Genomic DNA, 22,230 nt, shown 5'->3' with positions numbered 1-22,230 from the left:
GGCCGATTTCATCCCGCCGTGACCATGGGTCGTCAGACGCGCACCCGCAGGTAGTAGAAGCGCGTGGTCTGCACCGGGTTCTGGTTGTCGTCGCTGACCAGCAGGACCTTCAGGCGGCCGGTGTGGTCGCGGCCCGTGATGGCCATGCCCTCGATGTTGTCGAGGAGGGGGTTGGGCTGGGGCTGCCTGGCGGTGGCTCCGAGGGAGGGGCAGGCGGCGATGTCGGCGAGCAGCGTCTTCCTGATCGGCCGGACGCCGGGCTGCCCGGTGAGGTTCTCGATGCCGCTGGTGTCCGTGGCGTGGCGCGGGTCGGCCAGGTAGAGGCGGACCGTGTTGCCGACGCCCGCGGTGAAGCCGCGCTCCAGGACGAGCAGCCGGCCGTCGGGAGTGGCCTGCACCTCGGGGACGCCGAGACCGGCGTCGATGCGGTAGGCGTACTGCGCGGCCAACCGGAAGTGGCCGCCCCGGGTCCGGGTCCAGGTCTGGAAGCGGACGAGGTCGGCGGCGTCGCCCGCGATCGGGTCCTCCATGGACGCGAGGAGGGTGTGGCCGCCGGGCAGCAGGGTCAGCCCCTCGAAGGTCTGGTTGAAGGTGGCACGGCCCGCGGGGGCGACGAGGAGGGACGACGGCACGGGGAGCCGGTCGAGGATCTTGCCGTCACGGGAGTAGCGCCGGACGGAGGGCTCGACCTCGGAGGTGACGAGGCGGGTGCCGTCGCGGTCGATGACGAGACCCTCGGAGTCGAGGTCGGCGCCGTTCTCGTCCGCGAGGTGGACGGCGGACCTCGGCTGGAGCGTCCTGGCGTCCAGGTCGAACAGCTGGGACCGGTCCTCCAGGGCGGCGATCGATCCGTCGCGGTCCACGGCGAGGGCGGAGAAGTTGCCGACGAACGTGCCGTCGTACGTCGTCTTGTCGAGCGCGTCGGAGAAGCGGTCGATCGAGACGGTGGCGGAACAGGCGTGGCCCGCGGGTGTGTTGGCGGGCCGGGCCGTGGCGGGCCCGGCGGCGGCCAGCGTGGTGGCGGCCGCCAGGCCGGCGGTGACGGTGGCGATGACATGTCTCAGGCGCATGGTCGATCACCGTAGCGGTGGGTCAACTACGCTCGGGAGCCATTGTGTTGACTTTGTGATGAAAGACCGTGGCTACTGTGCGGGCGTGGCGACGAACGCCTCGTCCGGCCTGCTGGTGGGGACGTAGCGTGCCGTCTTGGCGGTGGTCGGCACGAGGTCCTTGTGGATGGCCTTGGCGACGTTCTGGATGGTGGTGACGCCGTAGTCCATGGTGCTGTTGTCCTGGGTCAGGACGGACATCATGTAGTCGTGGCCGGCACCGCTGAAGGTGCCGAGGCTGTGCACGCGCCAGCCGTGCGTGGAGCGCTGCAGCCAGCCGTTCTTGACGTGCACGGAGACGGTGGACGGGGCGCCGGCGGGCGTACCCCACCGCTGGTCGGACTCGACGTTCCCCATCAACCGCTGCATGTACGCACGCGAGTTGTCGCTGAGCACGCTGTTCTTGGCGGTGACCAGCTGGAGCAGCTTCTGCTCGTCGGTGACGTTCTCCTGGGTCAGGCCCCAGTAACCGTCCGCGCCCGGCACGGTTTTGGTCATCTTGGCGGCGGCCAGGAAGCCCTTGATCTTCGTCATGCCCAGCTGCTTCCACAGCTTGCTGGTGGCGTCGTTGTCCGACTGGGTGATCATGGCGGTGGCGAGCGAGGCCTCGGTGCTCGTCAGGTACCGGTTGTGCTTCTTGGCGTCCCACAGCAGGGTCGCGAGCACGGTGACCTTGACGGTGCTGGCCGAGTCGTACGCGGTGGTGCCGCGCAGGGTGCAGGTGGTCTTGGTGGCCCGGTCGTACAGGCCGATGGCGACGGTGCTCTTGCGGTTCGCGAGCGCCGCGGTGATGTCCTTGGTCAGCTTGGCGGCGAGGCCGGCCTTGCCCGACGTGCAGCTCACGACGGGCGTCGTCGCAGCGGCCGGGGTGGCGGCCGCGACGGTGGGTATGAGCAGCGCGGCACCGAGCGCCGCCACCGACGCCTTGGCGCGCCGGCTGGAGCGGTGGGTCATGGAGGGTTCCCCCTGGAACGACGTGCGAACGCACCCCTTGCGGGTACTTACGGTCTTTTGACTCGCAGGAGTGATCGGAAGTTGCACACATGTTCTCAGGTTGAGTGCCCCAACTGACCGATAACCGGCCATGCTTCGTTCAAGCAGGAGCGGAACAGGTGGCCTTCGCCTGGGACCGCCACGGCCTGTGCATCCTGTTCCGAACGGAACGCGTCACAGCGGCCGATGCCCGGGGGACGAAGCGACGGCGGCGGCGAAGCCGCCTGGGCGGGACTACTGCTGAACCCCTCCGCCCGAGCCCGAGTGCGTCGGCGCGAACATCCGCAACACCGCGGGCAGTACGACCACCGAGGGGCCCGGGGCCGACAGGGCCCGTGCCAGGTCGGATTCCAGGGATTCCGGGGTCGCCCGTACGGCCGGGACGCCGAAGGATTCGGCCAGGGCCACGTAGTCCGGGCGGGTCAGGTCCGTCGCCGTCGCCGCGCCGAAGGCGTCCGTCATGTATTCGCGCAGGATGCCGTAGCCGCCGTCGTCGATGATCAGCCAGGTGACGGGGAGGTCGTGCTGGCGGGCCGTGGCCAGTTCGGCGATGGAGTAGAGGGCGCCGCCGTCACCGGAGACCGCGAGGACCGGGTGGGTGGGGTCGGCGACCGCCGCGCCCAGGGCCGCCGGGAAGGCGTAGCCGAGGCCGCCCGAGCCCTGGGAGGAGTGCATCAGGTTCGTGCCCCGGGGGTCGAAGCCGCACCAGGCCCAGTAGGACAGGATCGTCATGTCCCAGAAGGACGGGGAGCGGGCGGGCAGCGCGCGGCGGACGGCGGTCAACAGCGACTGTTCCAGGATGAGTTCCTGGGACGCGAGGCGGTCAAAGACGCGGGAGAGGAGGGAGCGGACACGCTCCGGGGCCTGCGGGTCGTGGCGTTCCGTCGCCGTTTCCAGCAGCGCCTGGAGCGCCAGGCGGGCGTCCGCGTGGATGCCCAGAGCGGGGTGGTTGGACTCCAGCTTCCCGAGGTCCGCCTCGATCTGGACGACCCGGCCGCGCGGCCTGAACGTGTGGTAGTTCGAGGAGAGTTCGCCGAGGCCGGAGCCCACGACCAGCAGGACGTCGGCGTCCTCCAGGAAGTCCGTGGTGTGCCGGTCCTCCAGCCAGGACTGGAGGGACAGCGGGTGTTCCCAGGGGAACGCGCCCTTGCCGCCGTACGTCGTCACCACCGGGGCGTCCAGCAGTTCCGCCAGCCGGCGCAGCTTGCCCGAGGCGTCCGAGCGTACGACGCCGCCGCCCGCGATGATCGCCGGGCGGGCAGCGCGAGAAAGCAACTCCGCAGCCACCGCGGTCAGTTCGGGGCGGGGGGCCAGGTCGTCCGGGGTCGCGTCCATCGCCGTCACCACGGGCAGCGACGTCGGGGACGCCAGCACGTCCTGCGGGATCTCCACCCACACCGGGCCGTGCGGGGCCGTCAGCGCGGACTTCCAGGCCGCGGCGATCGCCGAGGGGATCTGGGACTGGGCGCGGACCGTGTGGACCGACTTCACCACGCCCCGGAACGACGCGGCCTGGTCGGGGAGTTCATGGAGGTAGCCGTGGCGGCCGCCGCCCAGGCCCGCCGTCGGGATCTGGCTGCTGATCGCGAGGACGGGGGCGGAGGCCGAGGCCGCCTCCTGGAGCGCCGCCAGCGAGGTCAGCGCGCCGGGGCCGGTCGACAGCAGCAGCGGGGCGGCCTCGCCGGTGATCCGGCCGTACGCGTCCGCCGCGAAGCCCGCGTTGTTCTCCACCCGCAGGCCCACGTAGCGGAGAGACGACCTGCGCAGGGCGTCGAACATGCCGAGCGCGTGCTGGCCCGGCAGGCCGAAGACGGTCGTCGCGCCCAGGCCGGCCAGGGTCTCCACGACCAGGTCTCCGCCGACGCGTCCGGGGGGAGGGTTCAGCGCGGCCTCCCGCTGGGCGGCGGTCGGGCGGAGCACCAGGTCGTGGTCGTGGGTCACGTCGGTTACGCGTCCTTCCGGGCGGCCGCGATCTGGCGGGACATGATGGTGGTCAGCTCGTAGGCCGTGTGGGAAGCCGCCACGGACGTGATCTCGGCGTGGTCGTAGGCCGGGGCGACCTCCACCACGTCCGCCGAGACCAGGTTGCAGGACGCCAGGCCGCGCAGGATCTCCAGCAGCTCGCGCGAGGTCATGCCGCCCGCCTCGGGCGTGCCCGTGCCGGGGGCGTGCGCCGGGTCGAGGCAGTCGATGTCGATGGAGATGTACAGCGGGCGGTCGCCGATGCGCTGGCGGAGCTGGTCGGCCACCTCGTCGGCGCCCCGGCGGTAGACGTCCGCCGAGGTGACGATGCCGAAGCCCATCTTCTCGTCGTCGGTGAGGTCCTGCTTGCCGTACAACGGGCCGCGCGTGCCCACGTGCGAGAGGGCGGAGGTGTCGAGGATGCCCTCCTCCACCGCGCGGCGGAACGGCGTGCCGTGCGTGTACTCGGCGCCGAAGTACGTGTCCCAGGTGTCCAGGTGGGCGTCGAAGTGCAGCAGCGCGACCGGGCCGTGCTTCTTCGCCACCGAGCGCAGCAGCGGCAGCGCGATGGTGTGGTCGCCGCCCAGGGTCATCAGACGGGCGCCGGTGCCCAGCAGGTCGTCCGCCGCGGCCTCGACCGTCTCGACGGCCTCGTTGATGTCGAACGGGTTCACCGCGATGTCGCCGCCGTCCGCGACCTGCGCGAGCGCGAAGGGGGACGCGTCCTGCGCGGGGTTGTAGGGGCGCAGCAGCCGGGAGGCCTCGCGGATCGCGTTGCCGCCGAAGCGGGCGCCGGGCCGGTAGGAGACGCCGGAGTCGAACGGCACGCCCACCACGGCGACGTCGGCGGTGCCGACCTCGTCCAGGCGGGGCAGCCGGGCGAAGGTCGCGGGGCCCGCGTACCGGGGGACGCGGGAGGAGTCGACGGGGCCGCGGGGCGTCTCGTTGCTGCTCATTGCGTGTGCCTTCTTTCCTGCGTCCTGGCCGCGTCCCGACCGGCTTCGCGGCGCGGTTTCCTGGAATCGACACTAGGTGGCCGGACAGCGTCCACGAAGTGTACGTTTTATCCATACAAGGGACCTGGAGTGGAAGAAGTGCACACCATGGCCGAGACGAGCCCCACGGCCCCGGCCGCCGCGGTCCCGCCGACCCCGCCGATCCCCCTCTCCGCGCTCCTCGCCCGCGACGACCTCGCGCTGCGCCAGCTCGCCGGTCCCACCGGTCCGGACGTCGTGATCCACTGGGCGCACACCTCCGAGATGGCCGATCCCTTCCCCTACCTCCTCGGCGGCGAACTGCTCCTGACGGCCGGGGTCCAGATCCCCGACGCCCCGTCGCCGGACACCTTCTTCGACGCCTACGTGGCCCGGGTCGTCGCCGCGGGCGGTGCCGCCCTCGGCTTCGGGCTCGCCCCGGTGCACGACACGGTGCCGGACGCCCTGGTCACCGCCTGCGACACCCATGGGCTGCCGCTGCTGGAGGTCCCGCCGGGTACCACCTTCTCGGGCGTGGCCCGCGCGGTGTGGCAGCTGATGGCGCAGGCCCGCCTCGCCGAGCTGCGCCGGGTCACCGAGGCCCAGCAGAGCCTCGCCGCGGCCGCGGCCCACCCCGACCCGGTGCCGTCCGTGCTGCGCCGGCTCGCCCAGCGGCTCGGCGGGCACGCGGTGCTCTACGGTCCCGACGGCACCGGGATCGCGGCGGCGGGCCGGGATCCGGCGCCCGCCGTAGCCGAGGCGCTGCGGAACCTGGCCGCGGTGGTCCGCCCGGCCGGCCCGGCATCCACCTCCGCCGGCCCCGCCAGGCCCGCCTCCGCCACCGACACCGCCGACGGCGTCCATCTGGCCGCCTACGCCCTCGGCTCCGGCGAGGGCTTCGTGCTCGGGGTCGCCGCCGGACGGCGCGAGGGCGGGGACCACACCATCGCCTCCGTGGGCGCGGTGCTGCTGTCGCTGCTGACCGGGGAGCACCACGGCGCGGCCGGGGCGGCCCGCTCCTCCGCGCTGGTACGGCTGCTGCTCGGGGCCGCGCCGCGGGAGGTCGCACCGCTGCTCGCCGCGGGCGAGAGCACGGGCGACGGCACCGGGGACGGCGAGCGGATCGTCGTACAGGCGCGCCGAGAGCGGCAGGCACCGGACGCCGTGGCCGCCGCCGCTCTCGGCACCGCCCTGGGCTCGCCCCTGGTCGACCTGGACGGGGAGGTCGTACGGGTCCTGGTGCCCGCCGGCCGGGAACCCGCCCCGGTGCCCGGCTGGACGCTCGGGGTCAGCGCGCCCGCGGAACCCGGCGGATGGCGGACCGCCGACACCCAGGCGGCCCGCGCCCTGGCCCGCGCCCGCGCCACCCGCGTCCCGCTGGTCCGGCACGGCGACCGTCCCGGACTGTCCGAGCTGGTGCCCGAGGCGGAGGCGCGGGCCCACGCCCGTGCCCTGCTCGCGCCGCTCGCCGCGCGGCCCGCCCTCCTGGAGACCCTGCGCACCTGGCTCTCCCTGCACGGCAGTTGGGACCGCACCGCGGTGGCCCTGGGGGTACACCGCAACACCGTGCGGCAGCGCGTCGCCCGCGGCGCCCTGCTGCTCGGCGCCGACCTGGACGACCCGGACGTACGCATGGACCTGTGGTTCGCGCTGCGGCACTCCTGATGCCGGGTGCCGCTCGGGCGAGGGTGACGCCCGTCCCAGCGGGCGAAACCCCTGGGATGCCCGCACCGGGCTGCCCCACAATGGATGCCATGCCGATATCCGGGACACCCAGCCGCGCCCAGCTCCTCGACCACCTGGTGAGGACCCGTATCGCGGGGGACGTCGCCACACCCCGCGAGAACAACCTCTCCCACTACCGCAAGCTGGCCAACGGCGACCGCAACTTCTGGCTCGGTCTGGAACTGGGCGAGCGCTGGGCGGACGAGCAGGACGTGCTCGCGGTGATGGCCGAGCGGGTGGGGGTCAACGACGATCCGGAGTACCGGTACGGCCAGGACACCATCGACCCGGAACTGACCGTGGACGGCCTCGACCGGCTCGCGGCGCGGGTGCGCAAGGCGGCCGAGGGGCGCGAGCGGGTACTGTTCGCGACCGGCCACCCGGGCGGGCTGCTGGATGTGCACCGGGCCACCGCCGCCGCGCTGCGCACCGCCGGCTGCGAGATCGTCGTCATCCCCGACGGGCTCCGGACGGACGAGGGGTACGTCATGCAGTTCGCGGACGTGGCCGTCCTGGAGCACGGGGCGACGCTGTGGCACACGCACTCCGGGGAGCCCATGCGGGCCGTCCTCGGCGGACTCGAACAGGCCGGGCGGCCGCTGCCGGACCTGGTGGTCGCCGACCACGGCTGGGCCGGGTACGCCGCGCAGCACGGCCTGGACTCGGTCGGCTACGCCGACTGCAACGACCCCGCGCTGTTCCTCGCCGAGTCCGAGGGCGTCCTCCAGGTCGCCGTGCCGCTGGACGACCACGTGGTCAGCCCGCGCCACTACGACCCGATGACCGCGTATCTGCTGGCCGCGGCGGGCCTGGAACGGTAAGACGGCCGCAAGGCATCCGTAAGGCACCGGTAAGACGACAAGACACCGGTAAGACGACGGTGGCTCAACCGGCCCCGGACACAAGGATGTGCGGCCCCGCGGACGGGACCGCACATGGTGTTCGATCGGGTTACGGCTCAGCGACCGCCATGGCCTCCGCCACCGTGACCGCCACCACCGTGGCCTCCGCCACCGTGACCGCCACCGTAGCCGCCACCACGTCCGCCGTGGTCTCCGCCGTATCCGCCGTGGCCGTATCCATATCCGCCACGTCCACCGTGGTCGTATCCACCACGTCCGTGGTCGCCGCGACCGTGGCCACCGCAGCCGTCGTTCCAGTTCCACCAGCCGCCGCCGCAGTCCCTGCTGTAGGAGCCATGGTTGTCGTGGTGGTTGTACGTGGTCGCCGAGGCGGTGCCCGCGGCGCCGAGTGCGGCTCCACCGGCCAGCATCATGCCGGCGGCGGACAGGGCGAAGATGCGCCTCGTGCGTTGTGCTCGCATAGCAGATACCTTCCGTTCCATCGTCTCTCGCGGCTTCCCTCTCAGGAGGACGCGAGGTGGATGGCCGCCGCCGCACACGAGGGGCGCGGCACGGTCTTCGGATGTCACCGCGGGATCGGGTACGGCACGTCGGTACGACCGGCGCCTGCGGTCCACCCGGGCGCTGGCGCGTCATCAGGTACCGCGGCTGAGGTCCGAGATCTTCCCGGACCTCGCCGGCCGCTCATGCCGTGCACTCGCGGCCTTCACTCTCTGAGCGTAGTACCGCACACGCCACTTGGCACCTTCGGGAGAACTGTCCAGCGCCGGTCAGCGCGGGACGCGGACGACGCCCTCCTGGATGACGGTGATGGCGAGCCGCCCGTCCTGGGTGTATATGCGGGCCTGGCCGAGGCCGCGGCCGCCGTGCGCGGACGGCGACTCCTGGTCGTACAGCAGCCATTCGTCGGCGCGGAAGGGGCGGTGGAACCACATCGCGTGGTCCAGGGACGCGCCCACCACGTCGCCGACCGCCCAGCCGCCGCGGCCGTGCGCGAGCAGCACGGAGTCGAGCAGGGTCATGTCGGAGACGTAGGTGGCGAGGACGACGTGCAGCAGCGGATCGTCGTCCAGTTTGCCGTTGGTGCGGAACCACACCTGGCTGTGCGGCTCGCGCGGCTCGCCGTAGCGGCCGTACGGCGGCTCGTCCACGTATCTGAGGTCGACCGCCTCGCGTGCCTCCAGGAAGCGTTCCACCACGTCGGGCGCGAGGTGGCCGTAGCCGCGCAGCCGCTCGTGGGAGGTCGGCAGGGTCGCCGGATCGGGCGCCGACGGCATCGGCGCCTGGTGTTCGAGACCCTCCTCGTACGTCTGGAAGGACGCCGAGAGGTGGAAGATCGGCTTGCCGTGCTGGACGGCGACCACGCGGCGGGTGGTGAAGGACTTGCCGTCGCGGATGCGGTCGACGGTGTAGACGATCGGCGCGCCGGGGTCGCCGGGGCGCAGGAAGTACGCGTGCAGGGAGTGGGCGGGACGGTCCGCGGGGACCGTGCGCCCGGCGGCGACCAGCGCCTGGGCCGCCACCTGCCCGCCGAAGACGCGGGGGACGACGGCGGAGCGGGACTGGCCGCGGAAGATGTCCTCCTCGATCTGCTCGAGGTCGAGCAGATCGAGGAGGTCCTGGAGTGCCTGGCTCATGAGGAGTTCGTACCGGCCAGTGATCGGGGGACCTTACAGGCCCATGTCCTTGGCGATGATCGTCTTCATGATCTCGCTGGTGCCACCGTAGATGCGGTTGACGCGGTTGTCCGCGTACAGGCGGGCGATCGGGTACTCGTTCATGTACCCGTAACCGCCGTGCAGCTGGAGGCAGCGGTCGATGACGCGGTGCGCGACCTCGGTGCAGAACAGCTTGGCGGAGGCGGCCTCGGCGGGGGTCAGCTCGCCGGCGTCCAGGGCCTCGGTGGCCCGGTCGGCGACGGCCTCGGCGGCGTCCACCTCGGCCTGGCAGGCGGCCAGCTCGAACTTGGTGTTCTGGAAGTGGGCGACCGGCTTGCCGAAGACGGTGCGCTCCTGCACGTACTGCTTGGCGAACCGGACGGCGGCCTTGGCCTGCGCGTAGGCGCCGAACGCGATGCCCCAGCGCTCGGAGGCCAGGTTGTGGCCGAGGTAGTAGAAGCCCTTGTTCTCCTCGCCCAGCAGGTCCTCGACGGGGACCTTGACGTCCACGAAGGCCAGTTCGGCGGTGTCGGAGGTCTTCAGGCCGAGCTTGTCCAGCTTGCGGCCGACGGAGTAGCCCTCGGACTTGGTGTCCACCGCGAACAGGGAGATGCCGTGACGGCGGTCCTCGGCGGTGGGCGCGGCGGTACGGGCGCACACGATCACGCGGTCGGCGTGGACGCCGCCGGTGATGAAGGTCTTGGCGCCGTTGAGGACGTAGTGGGTGCCGTCCTCGCTGAGCTTGGCGGTGGACTTCATGCCCGCGAGGTCGGAACCGGTGCCCGGCTCCGTCATCGCGATGGCCCACATCTCCTCGCCGGAGACGAACTTCGGCAGGTAGCGCTTCTTCTGCTCGTCGGTGGCCAGCATCTTGATGTACGGCAGGGCGAGCAGCACGTGCACGCCGGAGCCGCCGAACTGGACGCCGGCGCGGGCGGTCTCCTCGTAGAGCACGGCCTCGAACTTGTGGCTGTCCAGGCCCGCGCCGCCGAACTCCTCGGGGACGTTGATGCCGAAGATGCCCAGCTCGCCGAGCTTGTAGTAGAAGTCGCGGGGCGCCTGGCCCGCCGCGAACCACTCGTCGTACACCGGTACGACCTCGGCCTCGATGAAGGCGCGCAGGGTCTCCCGGAACGCCTCGTGATCCTCGTTGAACACCGTACGGCGCACGCCGCCCACCTCCACGTACCTCGGGCATGCCGGAACAGGGCATGTCTAAGCGCTTGCTCATCCGAGCGTACCGGCGGGTAGGGAAGGCGTCCAGGGGCGGGCGGTCGTAACGCTCGTCACGCCGCGGCGGGAAAGCGGGGCGGGCGGCGCGGGGCGAGCGGCGCGGCGCGGGGCGGGCGGCTCGGGACGCGCTACGCGGCGCCGGCGGCCTCGAAGGCGCCCCGCGCCATCCGGTGCAGCAGCTCCGCCGTCGCCCCCCGGCCCGGGAGCGTGCCCGCGCGGCCCAGGTGGGGCGTGGAATTGAGCAGGCCGAAGACCGAGTGGACGGCGGAGCGGGCGGTGGGCTCGGTCAGCGCCGGGTAGACCTCGCGGACCACGCCCACCCACAGCTCGACGTACTGCCGCTGGAGCTGGCGCACGAGCTTGCGGTCGCTGTCGCGCAGCCGGTCCAGCTCACGGTCGTGCAGGGTGATCAGCGGCCGGTCGTCCAGGGCGAAGTCGATGTGGCCCTCGATCAGCGAGTCCAGTACCGCGGCGGTGCGGGCGTCCCCGTCGGCCTCGGCGAGCCGCCGCCTGGCCCCGGTGAGCAGCTGGCCGCTGATACCCACCAGCAGCTCGGCGAGCATCGCGTCCTTGCCGGGGAAGTGCCGGTAGAGGCCGGGGCCGCTGATGCCGACGGCCGCTCCTATCTCGTCCACGCCGACGCCGTGGAACCCGCGCTCGGCGAAGAGGCGGGCGGCCTCCTTGAGGATCTGCTCGCGGCGGGTGGGGGCGTCGGTTCTGGCCATGAAGACGATTCTAGACAGCGAGGTTAGCGGTCGTTAACCTGAAGGAAATGGTTAACGCTCATTAACCGGTTCGAGCACCGGGTGAGGGGACCGCAGGATGCAGGAGGCACCGGAGCTCCGGAGCGCGGCCGAGCCCGCGTCGGAGGCCTGGCGGGCCAATGAACAGGCCCATCTCGCGCTGGCCGAGGAGCTGCGCGGCAAGCTCGCCGCGGCGGCGCTCGGCGGCGGGGAGCGGGCGCGGGAGCGGCACACCGCGCGCGGCAAGCTGCTGCCGAGGGACCGGGTCGACACACTCCTCGATCCGGGCTCACCGTTCCTGGAGCTGGCCCCGCTCGCGGCCGACGGGCTGTACGACGGGCAGGCGCCGGCCGCCGGCGTGATCGCCGGGATCGGCCGGGTCAGCGGACGCGAGTGCGTGATCGTCGCCAACGACGCGACCGTCAAGGGCGGCACGTACTACCCGATGACCGTGAAGAAGCACCTGCGCGCCCAGGAGGTGGCCCTCGACAGCCGGCTGCCCTGCGTCTACCTGGTCGACTCCGGCGGCGCCTTCCTGCCGATGCAGGACGAGGTCTTCCCGGACCGCGAGCACTTCGGGCGGATCTTCTACAACCAGGCCCGGATGTCCGGCGCGGGCATCCCGCAGATCGCGGCCGTCCTCGGCTCGTGCACGGCGGGCGGCGCGTACGTCCCGGCGATGAGCGACGAGGCGGTCATCGTCCGCAACCAGGGCACCATCTTCCTGGGCGGCCCCCCGCTGGTGAAGGCGGCCACCGGCGAGGTGGTCACGGCGGAGGAGCTGGGCGGCGGCGAGGTCCACTCCCGGATCTCCGGCGTCACCGACCACCTCGCGGAGGACGACGCGCACGCCCTGCGCATCGTCCGGAACATCGTCGCCACCCTCCCGGCCCGGCAGTCGCCGCCCTGGGAGGTCACCGCGGCCGTGGAGCCGAAGGTGGACCCGGCCGGGCTGTACGGCGCGGTGCCGGTCGACTCGCGCACGCCGTACGACGTCCGCGAGATCATCGCGCGCGTGGTCGACGGCTCCCGGTTCGCCGAGTTCAAGAGCGAGTACGGCCAGACGCTCATCACCGGCTTCGCGCGCGTCCACGGCCACCCGGTGGGGATCGTCGCCAACAACGGCATCCTCTTCGCCGAGTCGGCCCAGAAGGGCGCGCACTTCATCGAGCTGTGCGACCAGCGCGGCATCCCGCTGGTGTTCCTGCAGAACATCTCCGGCTTCATGGTGGGCAAGGACTACGAGGCGGGCGGCATCGCCAAGCACGGCGCCAAGATGGTGACCGCGGTGGCCTGTACCCGGGTGCCCAAGCTGACGGTCGTCGTCGGCGGTTCGTACGGCGCGGGCAACTACTCGATGTGCGGCCGGGCCTACTCCCCCCGCTTCCTGTGGATGTGGCCCAACGCCAAGATCTCCGTCATGGGCGGCGAGCAGGCCGCCAGCGTGCTCGCCACGGTCAAGCGCGACCAGCTGGAGGGCCGCGGCGAGACATGGTCCGCCGAGGACGAGGAGGCGTTCAAGGCGCCGGTCCGCGCGCAGTACGAGACCCAGGGCAACGCCTACTACGCGACCGCCCGGCTGTGGGACGACGGCGTGATCGACCCGATGGAGACCCGTCAGGTGCTCGGACTCGCCCTGACGGCCTGCGCCAACGCGCCACTGGGAGAGCCCCAGTTCGGCGTCTTCCGGATGTGAGGAGGGGAACCGTGTTCGACACAGTGCTGGTCGCCAACCGGGGCGAGATCGCGGTACGGGTCATCCGTACGCTCCGCGAGCTGGGCGTGCGCTCGGTGGCGGTCTTCTCCGACGCCGACGCGGGAGCGCGGCACGTCCGGGAGGCCGACACGGCGGTACGGATCGGTCCGGCGCCCGCGGCGGAGAGCTATCTGTCGGTGGAACGGCTGCTGGAGGCCGCCACCCGCACGGGTGCGCAGGCCGTCCACCCCGGCTACGGCTTCCTCGCCGAGAACGCCGCCTTCGCGCGTGCCTGCGAGGAGGCGGGCCTGGTCTTCATCGGCCCCTCGGCCGACGCCATCGCGCTGATGGGCGACAAGATCCGGGCGAAGGAGACGGTGGAGGCCGCCGGCGTGCCGGTGGTCCCCGGTGGCCGCGACCCCGAACTCGCCGAAGCCGCGCGCAAGCTGGGTGCGCCGGTGCTGCTGAAGCCGTCTGCCGGCGGCGGCGGCAAGGGCATGCGCCTGGTGCGGGACCTCTCCGTCCTGGACGAGGAGATCGCCGCCGCCCGCCGCGAGGCCCGTGCCTCCTTCGGCGACGACACCCTGCTGGTGGAGCGGTGGGTCGACCGCCCCCGGCACATCGAGATCCAGGTGCTGGCCGACGGCCACGGCAATGTGGTGCACCTCGGCGAGCGCGAGTGTTCGCTCCAGCGGCGCCACCAGAAGATCATCGAGGAGGCGCCGAGCGTCCTCCTGGACGAGGCCACGCGCGCGGCGATGGGCGAGGCGGCCGTCCAGGCGGCCCGCTCCTGCGGCTACCGGGGCGCGGGCACGGTGGAGTTCATCGTGCCGGGCGGCGACCCCTCCCAGTACTACTTCATGGAGATGAACACCCGTCTCCAGGTGGAGCACCCCGTCACCGAGCTGGTGACCGGCCTGGACCTGGTCGAGTGGCAGCTGCGGGTGGCCGCGGGCGAGTCGCTGGGCTTCACCCAGGCCGAGGTGACGCTGACCGGGCACGCGGTCGAGGCGCGCGTCTGCGCCGAGGACCCGGCCCGCGGCTTCCTGCCCTCCGGTGGCACGGTCCTGCTGCTGGACGAGCCGCAGGGCGACGGCGTGCGCACCGACTCCGGGCTGAGCGAAGGCACCGAGGTCGGCAGCCTGTACGACCCGATGCTCTCCAAGGTGATCGCGTACGGCCCCGACCGCGCGACCGCGCTGCGCAGGCTCCGGTCCGCGCTCGCCGCGACGGCCACGCTGGGCGTGCAGACGAACGCGGGCTTCCTGCGCCGGCTCCTCGCCCATCCGGACGTGGTGGCGGGCGAGCTGGACACCGGCCTGGTGGGGCGGGTCGTGGACGACCTGGTCAGCACGGACGTCCCGGAGGAGGTGTACGAGGCGGCGGCGGCCGTACGGCTGGAGGAGCTGAAGCCCCGCGGTGACGGCGCCGGCTGGGTGGACCCCTTCTCGGTGCCGAGTGGCTGGCGGCTCGGCGGCACCCCGAAGCCGCTCGCCTTCCACCTGCGGGCCCCGGACCCGGTGACCTACACCCCGCGCGGCACCGCCACCGTCACCGGCGACACGGTGACCGTCACCCTCGACGGCCTGCGGCACACCTTCCGCCGTGCCGGTGACTGGCTCGGCCGGGACGGCGACGCCTGGCAGGTGCGCGACCACGACCCGGTGGCCGACTCGCTGTCCCAGGCGGGGCACGCGGGCGCCGACTCGCTGACCGCGCCGATGCCCGGCACGGTGACCGTCGTCAAGGTCGCCGTCGGGGACGAGGTGGCCGCCGGGCAGAGCCTGCTGGTGGTGGAGGCGATGAAGATGGAGCACGTCATCTCCGCCCCGCACGCGGGCACCGTCGCCGAGCTGGACGTCACGCCGGGCACCACGGTCGCCATGGACCAGGTGCTGGCCGTCATCGCGCCGAAGGAGGAGACGGAGTGAGCGCCGAGCGGCTGCCCATGGTCGTACCGGCCGCGGATCTGCCCGACCGGGTGCGGATCTACGAGGTCGGCGCGCGCGACGGGCTGCAGAACGAGAAGGGCGCCGTACCGACCGAGGTGAAGGCGGAGTTCATCCGCAGGCTGGCCGACGCGGGGCTGACGACGATCGAGGCGACGAGCTTCGTGCACCCCAAGTGGGTGCCCCAACTCGCCGACGCGGAAGAGCTGTTCCCTCGGGTGCGCGACCTGCCCGGGACCGAGCTTCCCGTCCTGGTGCCCAACCAGCGTGGCCTGGACCGGGCGCTGGCCCTCGGCGCCGACCGGATCGCGGTGTTCGCCAGCGCCACCGAATCCTTCGCCAAGGCCAACCTCAACCGCACGGTGGACGAGTCCCTCGCGGTCTTCGAGCCGGTGGTGCGCCAGGCGAAGGACGCGGGCGCGCGGGTGCGCGGCTATGTCTCCATGTGCTTCGGCGATCCGTGGGAAGGCGCGGTCCCGCCGCATCAGGTGGCCCGTGTCTGCACCGCCCTGCGGAACATGGGCTGCGACGAACTGAGCCTCGGCGACACCATCGGCGTGGCCACCCCCGGGCATGTCCGGGGACTCCTGAACCTGCTCGACGAGGAGGGCGTGCCGACCGACGAGATCGGCGTGCACTTCCACGACACCTACGGCCAGGCGCTCGCGAACACCTACGCGGCCCTGGAGCACGGCGTGACGACGGTCGACGCGTCCGCCGGCGGGCTCGGGGGCTGCCCGTACGCCAGGTCCGCCACCGGCAACCTCGCCACCGAGGACCTGGTCTGGATGCTGCACGGACTCGGCATCGAGACCGGCGTCGACCTCGACCGGCTGACCGCCACCAGCGTGTGGATGGCCGCCCATCTGGACCGGCCAAGCCCCTCCCGCACCGTCCGCGCTCTCTCCCACAAGGACCAGTGATCAGCATGGACCACCGCCTCAGCCCCGAGCTGGAGGAACTCCGCCGCACGGTGGAGGAGTTCGCGCACGATGTCGTGGCGCCGAAGATCGGCGACTTCTACGAGCGGCACGAGTTCCCGTACGAGATCGTCCGCGAGATGGGCCGGATGGGTCTGTTCGGACTGCCGTTCCCGGAGGAGTACGGCGGCATGGGCGGCAACTACCTGGCGCTCGGCATCGCCCTGGAGGAGCTGGCCCGGGTGGACTCCTCCGTGGCGATCACCCTGGAGGCCGGTGTCTCGCTCGGCGCGATGCCCATCCACCTCTTCGGCACCGAGGAGCAGAAGCGCGAGTGGCTGCCCCGGCTGTGCTCGGGCGAGCTGCTCGGCGGCTTCGGCCTGACCGAGCCGGACTGCGGCTCGGACGCGGGGGGTACGCGCACGACGGCCCGCCTCGACCCGGACACGGACGAATGGGTGATCAACGGCTCCAAGTGCTTCATCACCAACTCGGGCACGGACATCACCGGGCTGGTCACGGTCACCGCGGTCACCGGCCGCAAGCCCGACGGCAAGCCGCTGATCTCCTCGATCATCGTGCCGTCCGGCACCCCCGGCTTCACGGTCGCGGCGCCGTACTCCAAGGTCGGCTGGAACGCCTCCGACACCCGCGAACTCTCCTTCGCGGACGTCCGCGTCCCCGCCGCCAACCTGCTCGGCCAGGAGGGCCGCGGCTACGCCCAGTTCCTGCGCATCCTGGACGAGGGCCGCATCGCCATCGCCGCCCTGGCGACGGGTCTGGCGCAGGGCTGTGTGGACGAGTCGGTGAAGTACGCCAAGGAGCGGCACGCCTTCGGCCGGCCGATCGGCGCCAACCAGGCGATCCAGTTCAAGATCGCCGACATGGAGATGAAGGCGTACACGGCGCGGCTCGCCTGGCGCGACGCCGCCTACCGGCTGGTCGCCGGTGAGCCCTTCAAGAAGGAGGCGGCCATGGCGAAGCTGTACTCCTCCACGATCGCCGTCGACAACGCCCGCGAGGCCACACAGGTCCACGGCGGCTACGGCTTCATGAACGAGTACCCGGTGGCCCGCATGTGGCGCGACTCCAAGATCCTGGAGATCGGCGAGGGCACGAGCGAGGTGCAGCGGATGCTGATCGCACGGGAGCTGGGGCTGGCGGGCTGAGCTCGTCGAGACGCTGATCGGGGGGCACGTCGCCGGGAACACCAGCGGCGCGCCCCTCTCCTCACCGCCAGCCGTGCAGCGCCAGCACACCGGCCCGGCCGAGGCAGCCCCGCAACCCTGCGCCGGGGTACTCGATGATGTCCTCGGGAAGGTCGTGATCGGCGAACCACTGGAGCGCCAGGCACTTCTCGGGCTCCTTGTTGCGAGGTGTCCCCTCCCACCGGACGGCCTCGAAGAAGAAGCCGATGCGCTCCGAACCGTCTCCCTGCCGGTGGTGCACGACGTGCCGGAGCTCCAGGTGGCCGGGGTCGGTCTTGACGCCGGTCTCCTCGAACAGTTCGCGAGCCGCCCCGACGGTCAGGGTTTCGCCCTGGTCGAGTTTGCCGGAGGGCAGATGCCACCGACCGTAGCCGTAGGGGCCGCCTCTCTGCGAGAGCAGGACCTTGTCGCCGTCGCGGAGAAGGACGTGCGTGTCGATGATGGGCTGTGCCGGCTGTCCGCTCATGGTTCCTGGAGGGTTGGAGTGGTGGCTGGAGCATCTGACGGTGAGGCGGCGGCTGGAACCGCGTCGCGCCCGGAGCAGAGCGGCGCGAAGCACGCCGAGGGCAGCGGATGTCCGCGCCCCCAGACATCCCGGTCATACGGCGATGCTCCAAGTAGCCGTATGTTCAGCCCAGTCCCGTGCCCCAGAGCTGTCAGCTGCGGTAGCTCGCAGCGCGGTCCCGAACCCTTGCAGCATCGGGGCCACCCGAGCGTGCCGACCGGCAATGTCGGATGGGACCTTCATCGCCGTGGCGACGGCCGGTTCGATGTCGCCTTGACCGAGTTGGGCGGCAGCGAGCCGTACCGTGTTGAGGGCGCGGTCGCGGCGCATCCGAGGGTGGAGCAGAGCCAGGCTGCGGTGAGCGTGCATTTCGGCCTTCTCGAAGTTGCCGAGGCGCAGATGGGCGGCGACAGCAAGCGTCTCAAGCTCCGCGCCGTCGAGGACCGCGGTCATCCACACCGGCCTGACGAGGCTTCGATCGGCGCGTTCCCACGCGTCCTGAGCACGGCCGAGAGCGCGCTGCACACCGGCGGTGTCCCTGGCGAGCCCGAGAGAGGCAGCCTGACGGGCATGCCCCAAACAGGCGAACAGAGGGTCGCGACGCGTGATGTGCAGGTTGCAGGCGACATCGTTGGCAGCCAAGGCGTCCACGGCGCGCCCCACGTGCCGATACATGGTTCCGGCATGACTCCAGATGCGGAACTTGATCGCCTGATCGCCGGACAACTCGGCCAGCGACTGCGCCTCACGCATGTGGAGCTTTGCATCGTCGTAGCGCCGGCCGTCGATGGCAGCCCACATCGCTGAGGAACGGAACGCCGCAGCGGCAGCGTACAGCCCGCTGCGTACCCGTTGTGTGGCACCGCCCGCGTTCTGGAGGTTGAGCGCCGCGTCGGCAAGTGCTGCGGCCTGCTGTTCGACGACGAGTTGACCGCCATGCTGGTGGTCACGGGCGATGATCTCGGCGAAGCGCTTGTACAGGCGGTCGATGTCGCTCATGCCGATGCGTCGGCCGGAAGCTGCCCGGAGAGCGGCTGGGGCAGCAGCCGCAAGGGCGATGCCACCTACGAGAGAACGGCGCTTCATGCTGTCAGAGTCCTTCTGCAACAGGGCTGGAACGGACGGAGTCCGGCCACGCGGCACGAACCCCAAAGCGGTGGCGGGCAGCCCAGTGACGTCCTCAAGAGCCCGCCGAGTCGCTGTCTTCGGCCATCTGACCCGGCCGGATTTCCAGTCCCGGACCGAGGCCCCGTCGTGCCCGCCTGCATGCCCGGTGAGCCGCTCACTAGCCAAGTTCACCGCTTCCGCGAAGGCATTGGAGCTATACCCGTGCTCTTTCATCCACGCTTCGAGAACGGTGTTGCGCGTGGTGTCGTCCATGCGCGCACCGTATCGCCGTGACTTCGTTCCGTCAGATAAAGGCATCACCAAATCGCCCTAGGTTGCCCCACCGCACGACAAGTCGATCGCCCTAACTTTTGCCGCAGAACTGAGAGTTGTCTGGGCAGCAGCCGCCGCTCTCCCGAGTGGGCACAGGCAACGACACCAGCGAAGGCTCCACAATGACGGGTCTCAACACACCAGCGCGGACCGCTTCCACCGGCTGCCCCGCCTACAGCCAGACCTTCCCGTGTGCACCTGAGACAGCCGGGCTCGGACGCAGACTCGTCCGCCATGCCCTCGGCGCCTGGCACCTCGACCACCTCACCGACGCCGCCGAGTTGATCGTCTCGGAACTGGTCGCGAACGCCTCCCGACACACCCCGTGCCACTCGATCCACCTCCTCGTCGGACGCCCGAGCCCGGCCCGGGCGCACATCGGTGTGGTGGACCGGGCGCCATCACGCCTGCCCGTCCTCAGCCCCGGCGGCGCCGACGACGAGTCCGGTCGGGGGCTGCTCCTGATCGACGCGCTCGCGGACCGGTGGGGCTACACCCTGCTCGGCAGCCATCCACTCCGTGGCCCTTGGGGCAAGAAGACCTGGGCGGAACTGGACGCCGCCCTCTGATCCCAGAAGGCTCGTGGCCGGGCCCGCCGTCAGGGCGCGGACCCCCACAGCCGAACCCCGGCCGCCAGCAGTTCCAGCGCGGCGCGCCGCTCGTCGGGGGTCCAGTCGTCGCACTCGCCCGCGCACAGCTTGTCGTACGCACCGTCGTGCGCCGCGCGCTGCCGGGGCAGCCGGCGCTCTTCACCGAGCCCGCGCGCGAGGTCCTCGAAGAAGTTCCACGCCTCCAGCACCGCCCCCGCGGGCACCCGTCGGCGCACCGGGTCCGCCAGCCAGCGCTCCACCCGGACGAGCTCCAGCGTGCCCACCTCGGTGGCTGCCAGGCTCCAGCCCCGCCGCGCCGCGAACGCCCGCGCCTGCCGCCCCGTCACGAACACCGGCATCCGGCGACGCCCACCCTCCCCCACCACAAGCACCCGGTCGGGCTCGTCCCCCGGCCCGCCGGCCCACAGCACCACCCCGCTGCGCCCGGCCCCGCGCACCCGGTACGCGTAGAGCCGCCTCGCTCTCATGGACCCCACCTCTCCCGAACGGACCGCACAGTCAACGCGGTTGAGCGGGTGGGCGCAAAGGCGTTCCACGCCGCGGGGAACCCGGCCACCGGGAATCCGCACCGCCCCCTGGACAGAGAAGAAGGTTAGGCTAACCTAAGTTCCGCACTTGTCCGGCGGGCGCTGCGCCCCGTTCGAAAGCGGTCATATCCATGTCCCATGCCCGTGCCATCCACCTCTCTCGCCGCGGTCTGCTCGCCGCGGGCGGCGCCGCGGGGCTCGGCGTCGCGCTCGCGGCCTGCGGGGACGACAAGGGCAAAAGCAAGGGCACCGGCGGCGGGCCGGGTGCGGCGAAGGCGGGTCCCTGGTCGTTCGAGGACGACCGCGGCAAGACCGTGAAGCTCGACAAGGTCCCCGCGAACATCGTCGCCTTCACCGGCGTCGGCGCCGCGCTCTTCGACTACGGCGTCCAGGTCAAGGGCGTCTTCGGCCCCACCACGACCACGGGCGGCAAGCCCGACGTCCAGGCCGGCGACATGGACGTCAGCAAGGTGACCGTCCTCGGCAACACCTGGGGCCAGTTCAACGTCGAGAAGTACGCCTCCCTCGCCCCCGACGTGCTGATCACCACCATGTTCGACGACGCCGGCACCCTCTGGTACGTCCCGGAGCAGTCCGCCGAGCAGATCGCCGAACTCGCGCCCAGCGTCGGCATCTCGGTGTACGACCGCCAGCTCACCCAGCCGCTCCAGCGGATGTGGGACCTCGCCGAGTCGCTCGGCGCCGACATGAGGGCCGCCGGGGTCACCGGCGCGAAGAAGCGGTTCGAGGCGGCCGCCGCCCGGCTGCGGGCCGCCGCCAAGGCCAAGCCGCACATCAAGGTGATGGCCGGCAGCGCGAGCGACCAGCTCTTCTACGTCTCGGGGACGCACCTGTCCGTCGACCTGGAGTACTTCAAAGCGCTCGGGGTGAACTTCGTGGAGCCGCCGGAGAGCGCGAAGAAGCAGGGCGGCGGCTGGTACGAGTCGCTGAGCTGGGAGAACGTCGACAAGTACCAGGCCGACATCATCATGATGGACGACCGGTCGTCGGCGATCCAGCCCGCGGACATCAGCAAGCCGACGTGGAAGAAGCTGCCGGCCGTCAAGGCGGGACAGGTCATCGCCCGCTCCCCCGAGCCGATCCTGTCCTACGACAAGTGCGTACCGCTGCTGACGGGCCTCGCCGAGGCCCTGGAGAAGGCGAAGAAGGTCAGCTAGCGGCAGCCCCCACCCCTTCCGACAGGAGCCCCCATGGCCACGGCCGTCGTCGAACCCTTCACGCTGTTCTCCCTCCGGGTCGTGCGCACCAGAAGGCTCGGGCCCTCCCTGGTGCGGGTCACCTTCGGCGGAGCCGATCTGATGGGCTTCCGCTCCGACGGACGCGATCAGTCCCTCTCCCTGTTCCTGCCGCACCCCGGGCAGCATGAGCCCGTCGTGCCGCTCGACCTGGGCGAGGGGTGGTGGCGGGAATGGCGTGAACTGCCGCAGGACGTACGGGCCGTGATGCGCTCCTACACCCTGCGGGAGCTGCGGCGCGAGCCGGACGAGATCGACATCGACTTCGCGCTGCACGGGGTCGAGCCCGGCGCCGCCGCCCCCGCGGGACCGGCCTCGCAGTGGGCCGCGCGAGCCGTTCCCGGGGACCGGGTGCTGGTCCTCGGGCCCGTGCTCGCCGACAACCGGGCGATCCGGTTCCGCCCGCCCGAGGACACCGACCTCGTGGTGATGTGGGGCGACGAGACCGCCGTGCCCGCCGCGACCGCGATCCTGGAGTCCCTCCCGGCGGGCACCCGCGTGCGCGCCTGGCTCCAGGTGCCGTACGCCGGTGACATCCAGGACGTGCGCACGGACGCCGACGCGGAGATCACCTGGCTGGTGCGCGGCGAGGGCGCCCCCGAGCCCGTCGCCGCCCTCCGGGGCTTCCGACTGCCCGACGCGGCGCACCCGTACGTCTGGATCGCCGGGGAGTCCGGCCAGGTGAAGGCGCTGCGCCGGCACTTCGTCGGGGAGCGCGGGATCGACCGGCGCCGGGTGACCTTCGTCGGGTACTGGCGGCGCGGACTGACCGAGGAACAGCTCCGGGCGACCGGCGAATAGCCCCCGCTTCCGCCGGAGTTCCCCGCACACGCGCGTCTTGATTCCAAAAACTTAGGT

General features: G+C 71.8%; 20 protein-coding genes. 9 read left to right on the top strand and 11 right to left on the bottom strand.

The genetic code is table 11. From position 1 onward, the window contains the following. Window positions 1-32 precede the first annotated feature (32 nt). From VT52_RS25990 to speB, 4 genes are all read right to left on the bottom strand, one after another. Complete coding sequence (locus VT52_RS25990) at window positions 33-1,070, bottom strand: esterase-like activity of phytase family protein (protein WP_046419519.1); 1,038 nt, start codon at window positions 1,068-1,070, stop codon at window positions 33-35. Between the two features lie 72 nt (window positions 1,071-1,142). Beyond that, the gene (locus tag VT52_RS25985) at window positions 1,143-2,063 is read right to left on the bottom strand and encodes a serine hydrolase (protein WP_046419522.1); all 921 of its coding nucleotides are present in this window, start codon (window positions 2,061-2,063) and stop codon (window positions 1,143-1,145) included. A 273-nt stretch (window positions 2,064-2,336) separates the two neighbouring features. Next, a complete protein-coding gene (locus VT52_RS25980) occupies window positions 2,337-4,043 on the bottom strand; it encodes a thiamine pyrophosphate-binding protein (protein ID WP_046419524.1) in 1,707 nt (568 codons plus the stop codon). A 5-nt stretch (window positions 4,044-4,048) separates the two neighbouring features. Then, entirely contained in the window at window positions 4,049-5,020 is a 972-nt protein-coding gene (speB, locus tag VT52_RS25975; protein WP_046419527.1) for an agmatinase, read from the bottom strand. A 147-nt stretch (window positions 5,021-5,167) separates the two neighbouring features. Here speB and VT52_RS25970 point away from each other — a divergent pair, with 147 nt between their 5' ends. Together VT52_RS25970 and VT52_RS25965 are read left to right on the top strand one after the other, a co-directional pair. Next, window positions 5,168-6,703: a PucR family transcriptional regulator gene (locus VT52_RS25970; protein WP_107481448.1), complete on the top strand. Its 1,536-nt coding sequence runs from the start codon at window positions 5,168-5,170 to the stop codon at window positions 6,701-6,703. An 89-nt stretch (window positions 6,704-6,792) separates the two neighbouring features. Then, window positions 6,793-7,584: a phosphatase gene (locus VT52_RS25965; protein ID WP_046419530.1), complete on the top strand. Its 792-nt coding sequence runs from the start codon at window positions 6,793-6,795 to the stop codon at window positions 7,582-7,584. 130 nt (window positions 7,585-7,714) lie between these two features. Here the strand turns inward: VT52_RS25965 and VT52_RS38165 are convergent, their stop codons facing one another. The 4 genes from VT52_RS38165 to VT52_RS25945 all read right to left on the bottom strand — a co-directional run bounded on the left by VT52_RS38165 (window position 7,715) and on the right by VT52_RS25945 (window position 11,242). Then, a complete protein-coding gene (locus VT52_RS38165; protein WP_046419532.1) occupies window positions 7,715-7,906 on the bottom strand; it encodes a hypothetical protein in 192 nt (63 codons plus the stop codon). A gap of 490 nt (window positions 7,907-8,396) precedes the next feature. Next, window positions 8,397-9,263, bottom strand: coding sequence for an acyl-CoA thioesterase II (gene tesB, locus VT52_RS25955; RefSeq protein ID WP_046419535.1), 867 nt, complete (start codon window positions 9,261-9,263; stop codon window positions 8,397-8,399). A gap of 33 nt (window positions 9,264-9,296) precedes the next feature. Continuing rightward, entirely contained in the window at window positions 9,297-10,454 is a 1,158-nt protein-coding gene (locus VT52_RS25950; RefSeq protein ID WP_046419597.1) for an acyl-CoA dehydrogenase family protein, read from the bottom strand. A 191-nt stretch (window positions 10,455-10,645) separates the two neighbouring features. Beyond that, window positions 10,646-11,242: an SACE_7040 family transcriptional regulator gene (locus tag VT52_RS25945; protein WP_046419537.1), complete on the bottom strand. Its 597-nt coding sequence runs from the start codon at window positions 11,240-11,242 to the stop codon at window positions 10,646-10,648. A 97-nt stretch (window positions 11,243-11,339) separates the two neighbouring features. Here VT52_RS25945 and VT52_RS25940 point away from each other — a divergent pair, with 97 nt between their 5' ends. Genes VT52_RS25940 through VT52_RS25925 form a run of 4 tightly spaced genes read left to right on the top strand, consistent with a single transcriptional unit; the run spans window position 11,340 to window position 16,994 of the window. Beyond that, on the top strand, window positions 11,340-12,956 hold the full coding sequence (locus tag VT52_RS25940) for a carboxyl transferase domain-containing protein (RefSeq protein ID WP_046419540.1): 1,617 nt from the start codon (window positions 11,340-11,342) through the stop codon (window positions 12,954-12,956). An 11-nt stretch (window positions 12,957-12,967) separates the two neighbouring features. Beyond that, window positions 12,968-14,887 (top strand): acetyl/propionyl/methylcrotonyl-CoA carboxylase subunit alpha, encoded by a 1,920-nt coding sequence (locus VT52_RS25935; RefSeq protein ID WP_046419542.1) that lies wholly within the window; start codon window positions 12,968-12,970, stop codon window positions 14,885-14,887. A gap of 17 nt (window positions 14,888-14,904) precedes the next feature. Further along, complete coding sequence (locus VT52_RS25930; RefSeq protein ID WP_206306609.1) at window positions 14,905-15,828, top strand: hydroxymethylglutaryl-CoA lyase; 924 nt, start codon at window positions 14,905-14,907, stop codon at window positions 15,826-15,828. Between the two features lie 5 nt (window positions 15,829-15,833). Then, entirely contained in the window at window positions 15,834-16,994 is a 1,161-nt protein-coding gene (locus VT52_RS25925) for an acyl-CoA dehydrogenase family protein (RefSeq protein WP_046419600.1), read from the top strand. A gap of 61 nt (window positions 16,995-17,055) precedes the next feature. Here VT52_RS25925 and VT52_RS25920 read toward each other — a convergent pair whose 3' ends face one another. Further along, window positions 17,056-17,499 carry an NUDIX hydrolase gene (locus tag VT52_RS25920; RefSeq protein ID WP_046419548.1) on the bottom strand — a complete coding sequence of 148 codons (444 nt, stop codon included), beginning with the start codon at window positions 17,497-17,499 and terminating at the stop codon, window positions 17,056-17,058. Between the two features lie 132 nt (window positions 17,500-17,631). Further along, on the bottom strand, window positions 17,632-18,918 hold the full coding sequence (locus tag VT52_RS25915) for an NsdA family TPR-like regulatory protein (RefSeq protein ID WP_079175264.1): 1,287 nt from the start codon (window positions 18,916-18,918) through the stop codon (window positions 17,632-17,634). Window positions 18,919-19,100: 182 nt separating this feature from the next. On the opposite strand from VT52_RS25915, the gene VT52_RS25910 reads away from it, so the two are divergent. Then, window positions 19,101-19,547: an ATP-binding protein gene (locus tag VT52_RS25910; RefSeq protein WP_046419550.1), complete on the top strand. Its 447-nt coding sequence runs from the start codon at window positions 19,101-19,103 to the stop codon at window positions 19,545-19,547. Window positions 19,548-19,576: 29 nt separating this feature from the next. On the opposite strand, the gene VT52_RS25905 is transcribed toward VT52_RS25910, so the two are convergent. Further along, entirely contained in the window at window positions 19,577-20,056 is a 480-nt protein-coding gene (locus VT52_RS25905) for a hypothetical protein (RefSeq protein WP_143070916.1), read from the bottom strand. A gap of 191 nt (window positions 20,057-20,247) precedes the next feature. Here VT52_RS25905 and VT52_RS25900 point away from each other — a divergent pair, with 191 nt between their 5' ends. After that, window positions 20,248-21,294: an ABC transporter substrate-binding protein gene (locus VT52_RS25900; RefSeq protein ID WP_046419552.1), complete on the top strand. Its 1,047-nt coding sequence runs from the start codon at window positions 20,248-20,250 to the stop codon at window positions 21,292-21,294. A gap of 33 nt (window positions 21,295-21,327) precedes the next feature. Further along, complete coding sequence (locus VT52_RS25895; protein ID WP_046419554.1) at window positions 21,328-22,173, top strand: siderophore-interacting protein; 846 nt, start codon at window positions 21,328-21,330, stop codon at window positions 22,171-22,173. Window positions 22,174-22,230: the final 57 nt, after the last annotated feature.

Source organism: Streptomyces malaysiense, assembly GCF_000980885.2.
GTDB lineage: Bacteria > Actinomycetota > Actinomycetes > Streptomycetales > Streptomycetaceae > Streptomyces > Streptomyces malaysiense.
The sequence above is the reverse complement of the archived record's forward strand: the minus strand, read 5'-3'. Positions and strand labels throughout refer to the sequence as shown.

Excerpts from the sequence above, each read along its gene's own strand:
- VT52_RS25990 (WP_046419519.1), bottom strand. The coding sequence starts at position 1,070 with ATGCGCCTGAGACATGTCATCGCCACCGTCACCGCCGGCCTGGCGGCC.
- VT52_RS25985 (WP_046419522.1), bottom strand. The coding sequence starts at position 2,063 with ATGACCCACCGCTCCAGCCGGCGCGCCAAGGCGTCGGTGGCGGCGCTC.
- speB (WP_046419527.1), bottom strand. The coding sequence starts at position 5,020 with ATGAGCAGCAACGAGACGCCCCGCGGCCCCGTCGACTCCTCCCGCGTC.
- VT52_RS25970 (WP_107481448.1), top strand. The coding sequence starts at position 5,168 with ATGGCCGAGACGAGCCCCACGGCCCCGGCCGCCGCGGTCCCGCCGACC.
- VT52_RS25965 (WP_046419530.1), top strand. The coding sequence starts at position 6,793 with ATGCCGATATCCGGGACACCCAGCCGCGCCCAGCTCCTCGACCACCTG.
- tesB (WP_046419535.1), bottom strand. The coding sequence starts at position 9,263 with ATGAGCCAGGCACTCCAGGACCTCCTCGATCTGCTCGACCTCGAGCAG.
- VT52_RS25945 (WP_046419537.1), bottom strand. The coding sequence starts at position 11,242 with ATGGCCAGAACCGACGCCCCCACCCGCCGCGAGCAGATCCTCAAGGAG.
- VT52_RS25940 (WP_046419540.1), top strand. The coding sequence starts at position 11,340 with ATGCAGGAGGCACCGGAGCTCCGGAGCGCGGCCGAGCCCGCGTCGGAG.
- VT52_RS25930 (WP_206306609.1), top strand. The coding sequence starts at position 14,905 with ATGGTCGTACCGGCCGCGGATCTGCCCGACCGGGTGCGGATCTACGAG.
- VT52_RS25925 (WP_046419600.1), top strand. The coding sequence starts at position 15,834 with ATGGACCACCGCCTCAGCCCCGAGCTGGAGGAACTCCGCCGCACGGTG.
- VT52_RS25920 (WP_046419548.1), bottom strand. The coding sequence starts at position 17,499 with ATGAGCGGACAGCCGGCACAGCCCATCATCGACACGCACGTCCTTCTC.
- VT52_RS25915 (WP_079175264.1), bottom strand. The coding sequence starts at position 18,918 with ATGGACGACACCACGCGCAACACCGTTCTCGAAGCGTGGATGAAAGAG.
- VT52_RS25910 (WP_046419550.1), top strand. The coding sequence starts at position 19,101 with ATGACGGGTCTCAACACACCAGCGCGGACCGCTTCCACCGGCTGCCCC.
- VT52_RS25905 (WP_143070916.1), bottom strand. The coding sequence starts at position 20,056 with ATGAGAGCGAGGCGGCTCTACGCGTACCGGGTGCGCGGGGCCGGGCGC.
- VT52_RS25900 (WP_046419552.1), top strand. The coding sequence starts at position 20,248 with ATGTCCCATGCCCGTGCCATCCACCTCTCTCGCCGCGGTCTGCTCGCC.
- VT52_RS25895 (WP_046419554.1), top strand. The coding sequence starts at position 21,328 with ATGGCCACGGCCGTCGTCGAACCCTTCACGCTGTTCTCCCTCCGGGTC.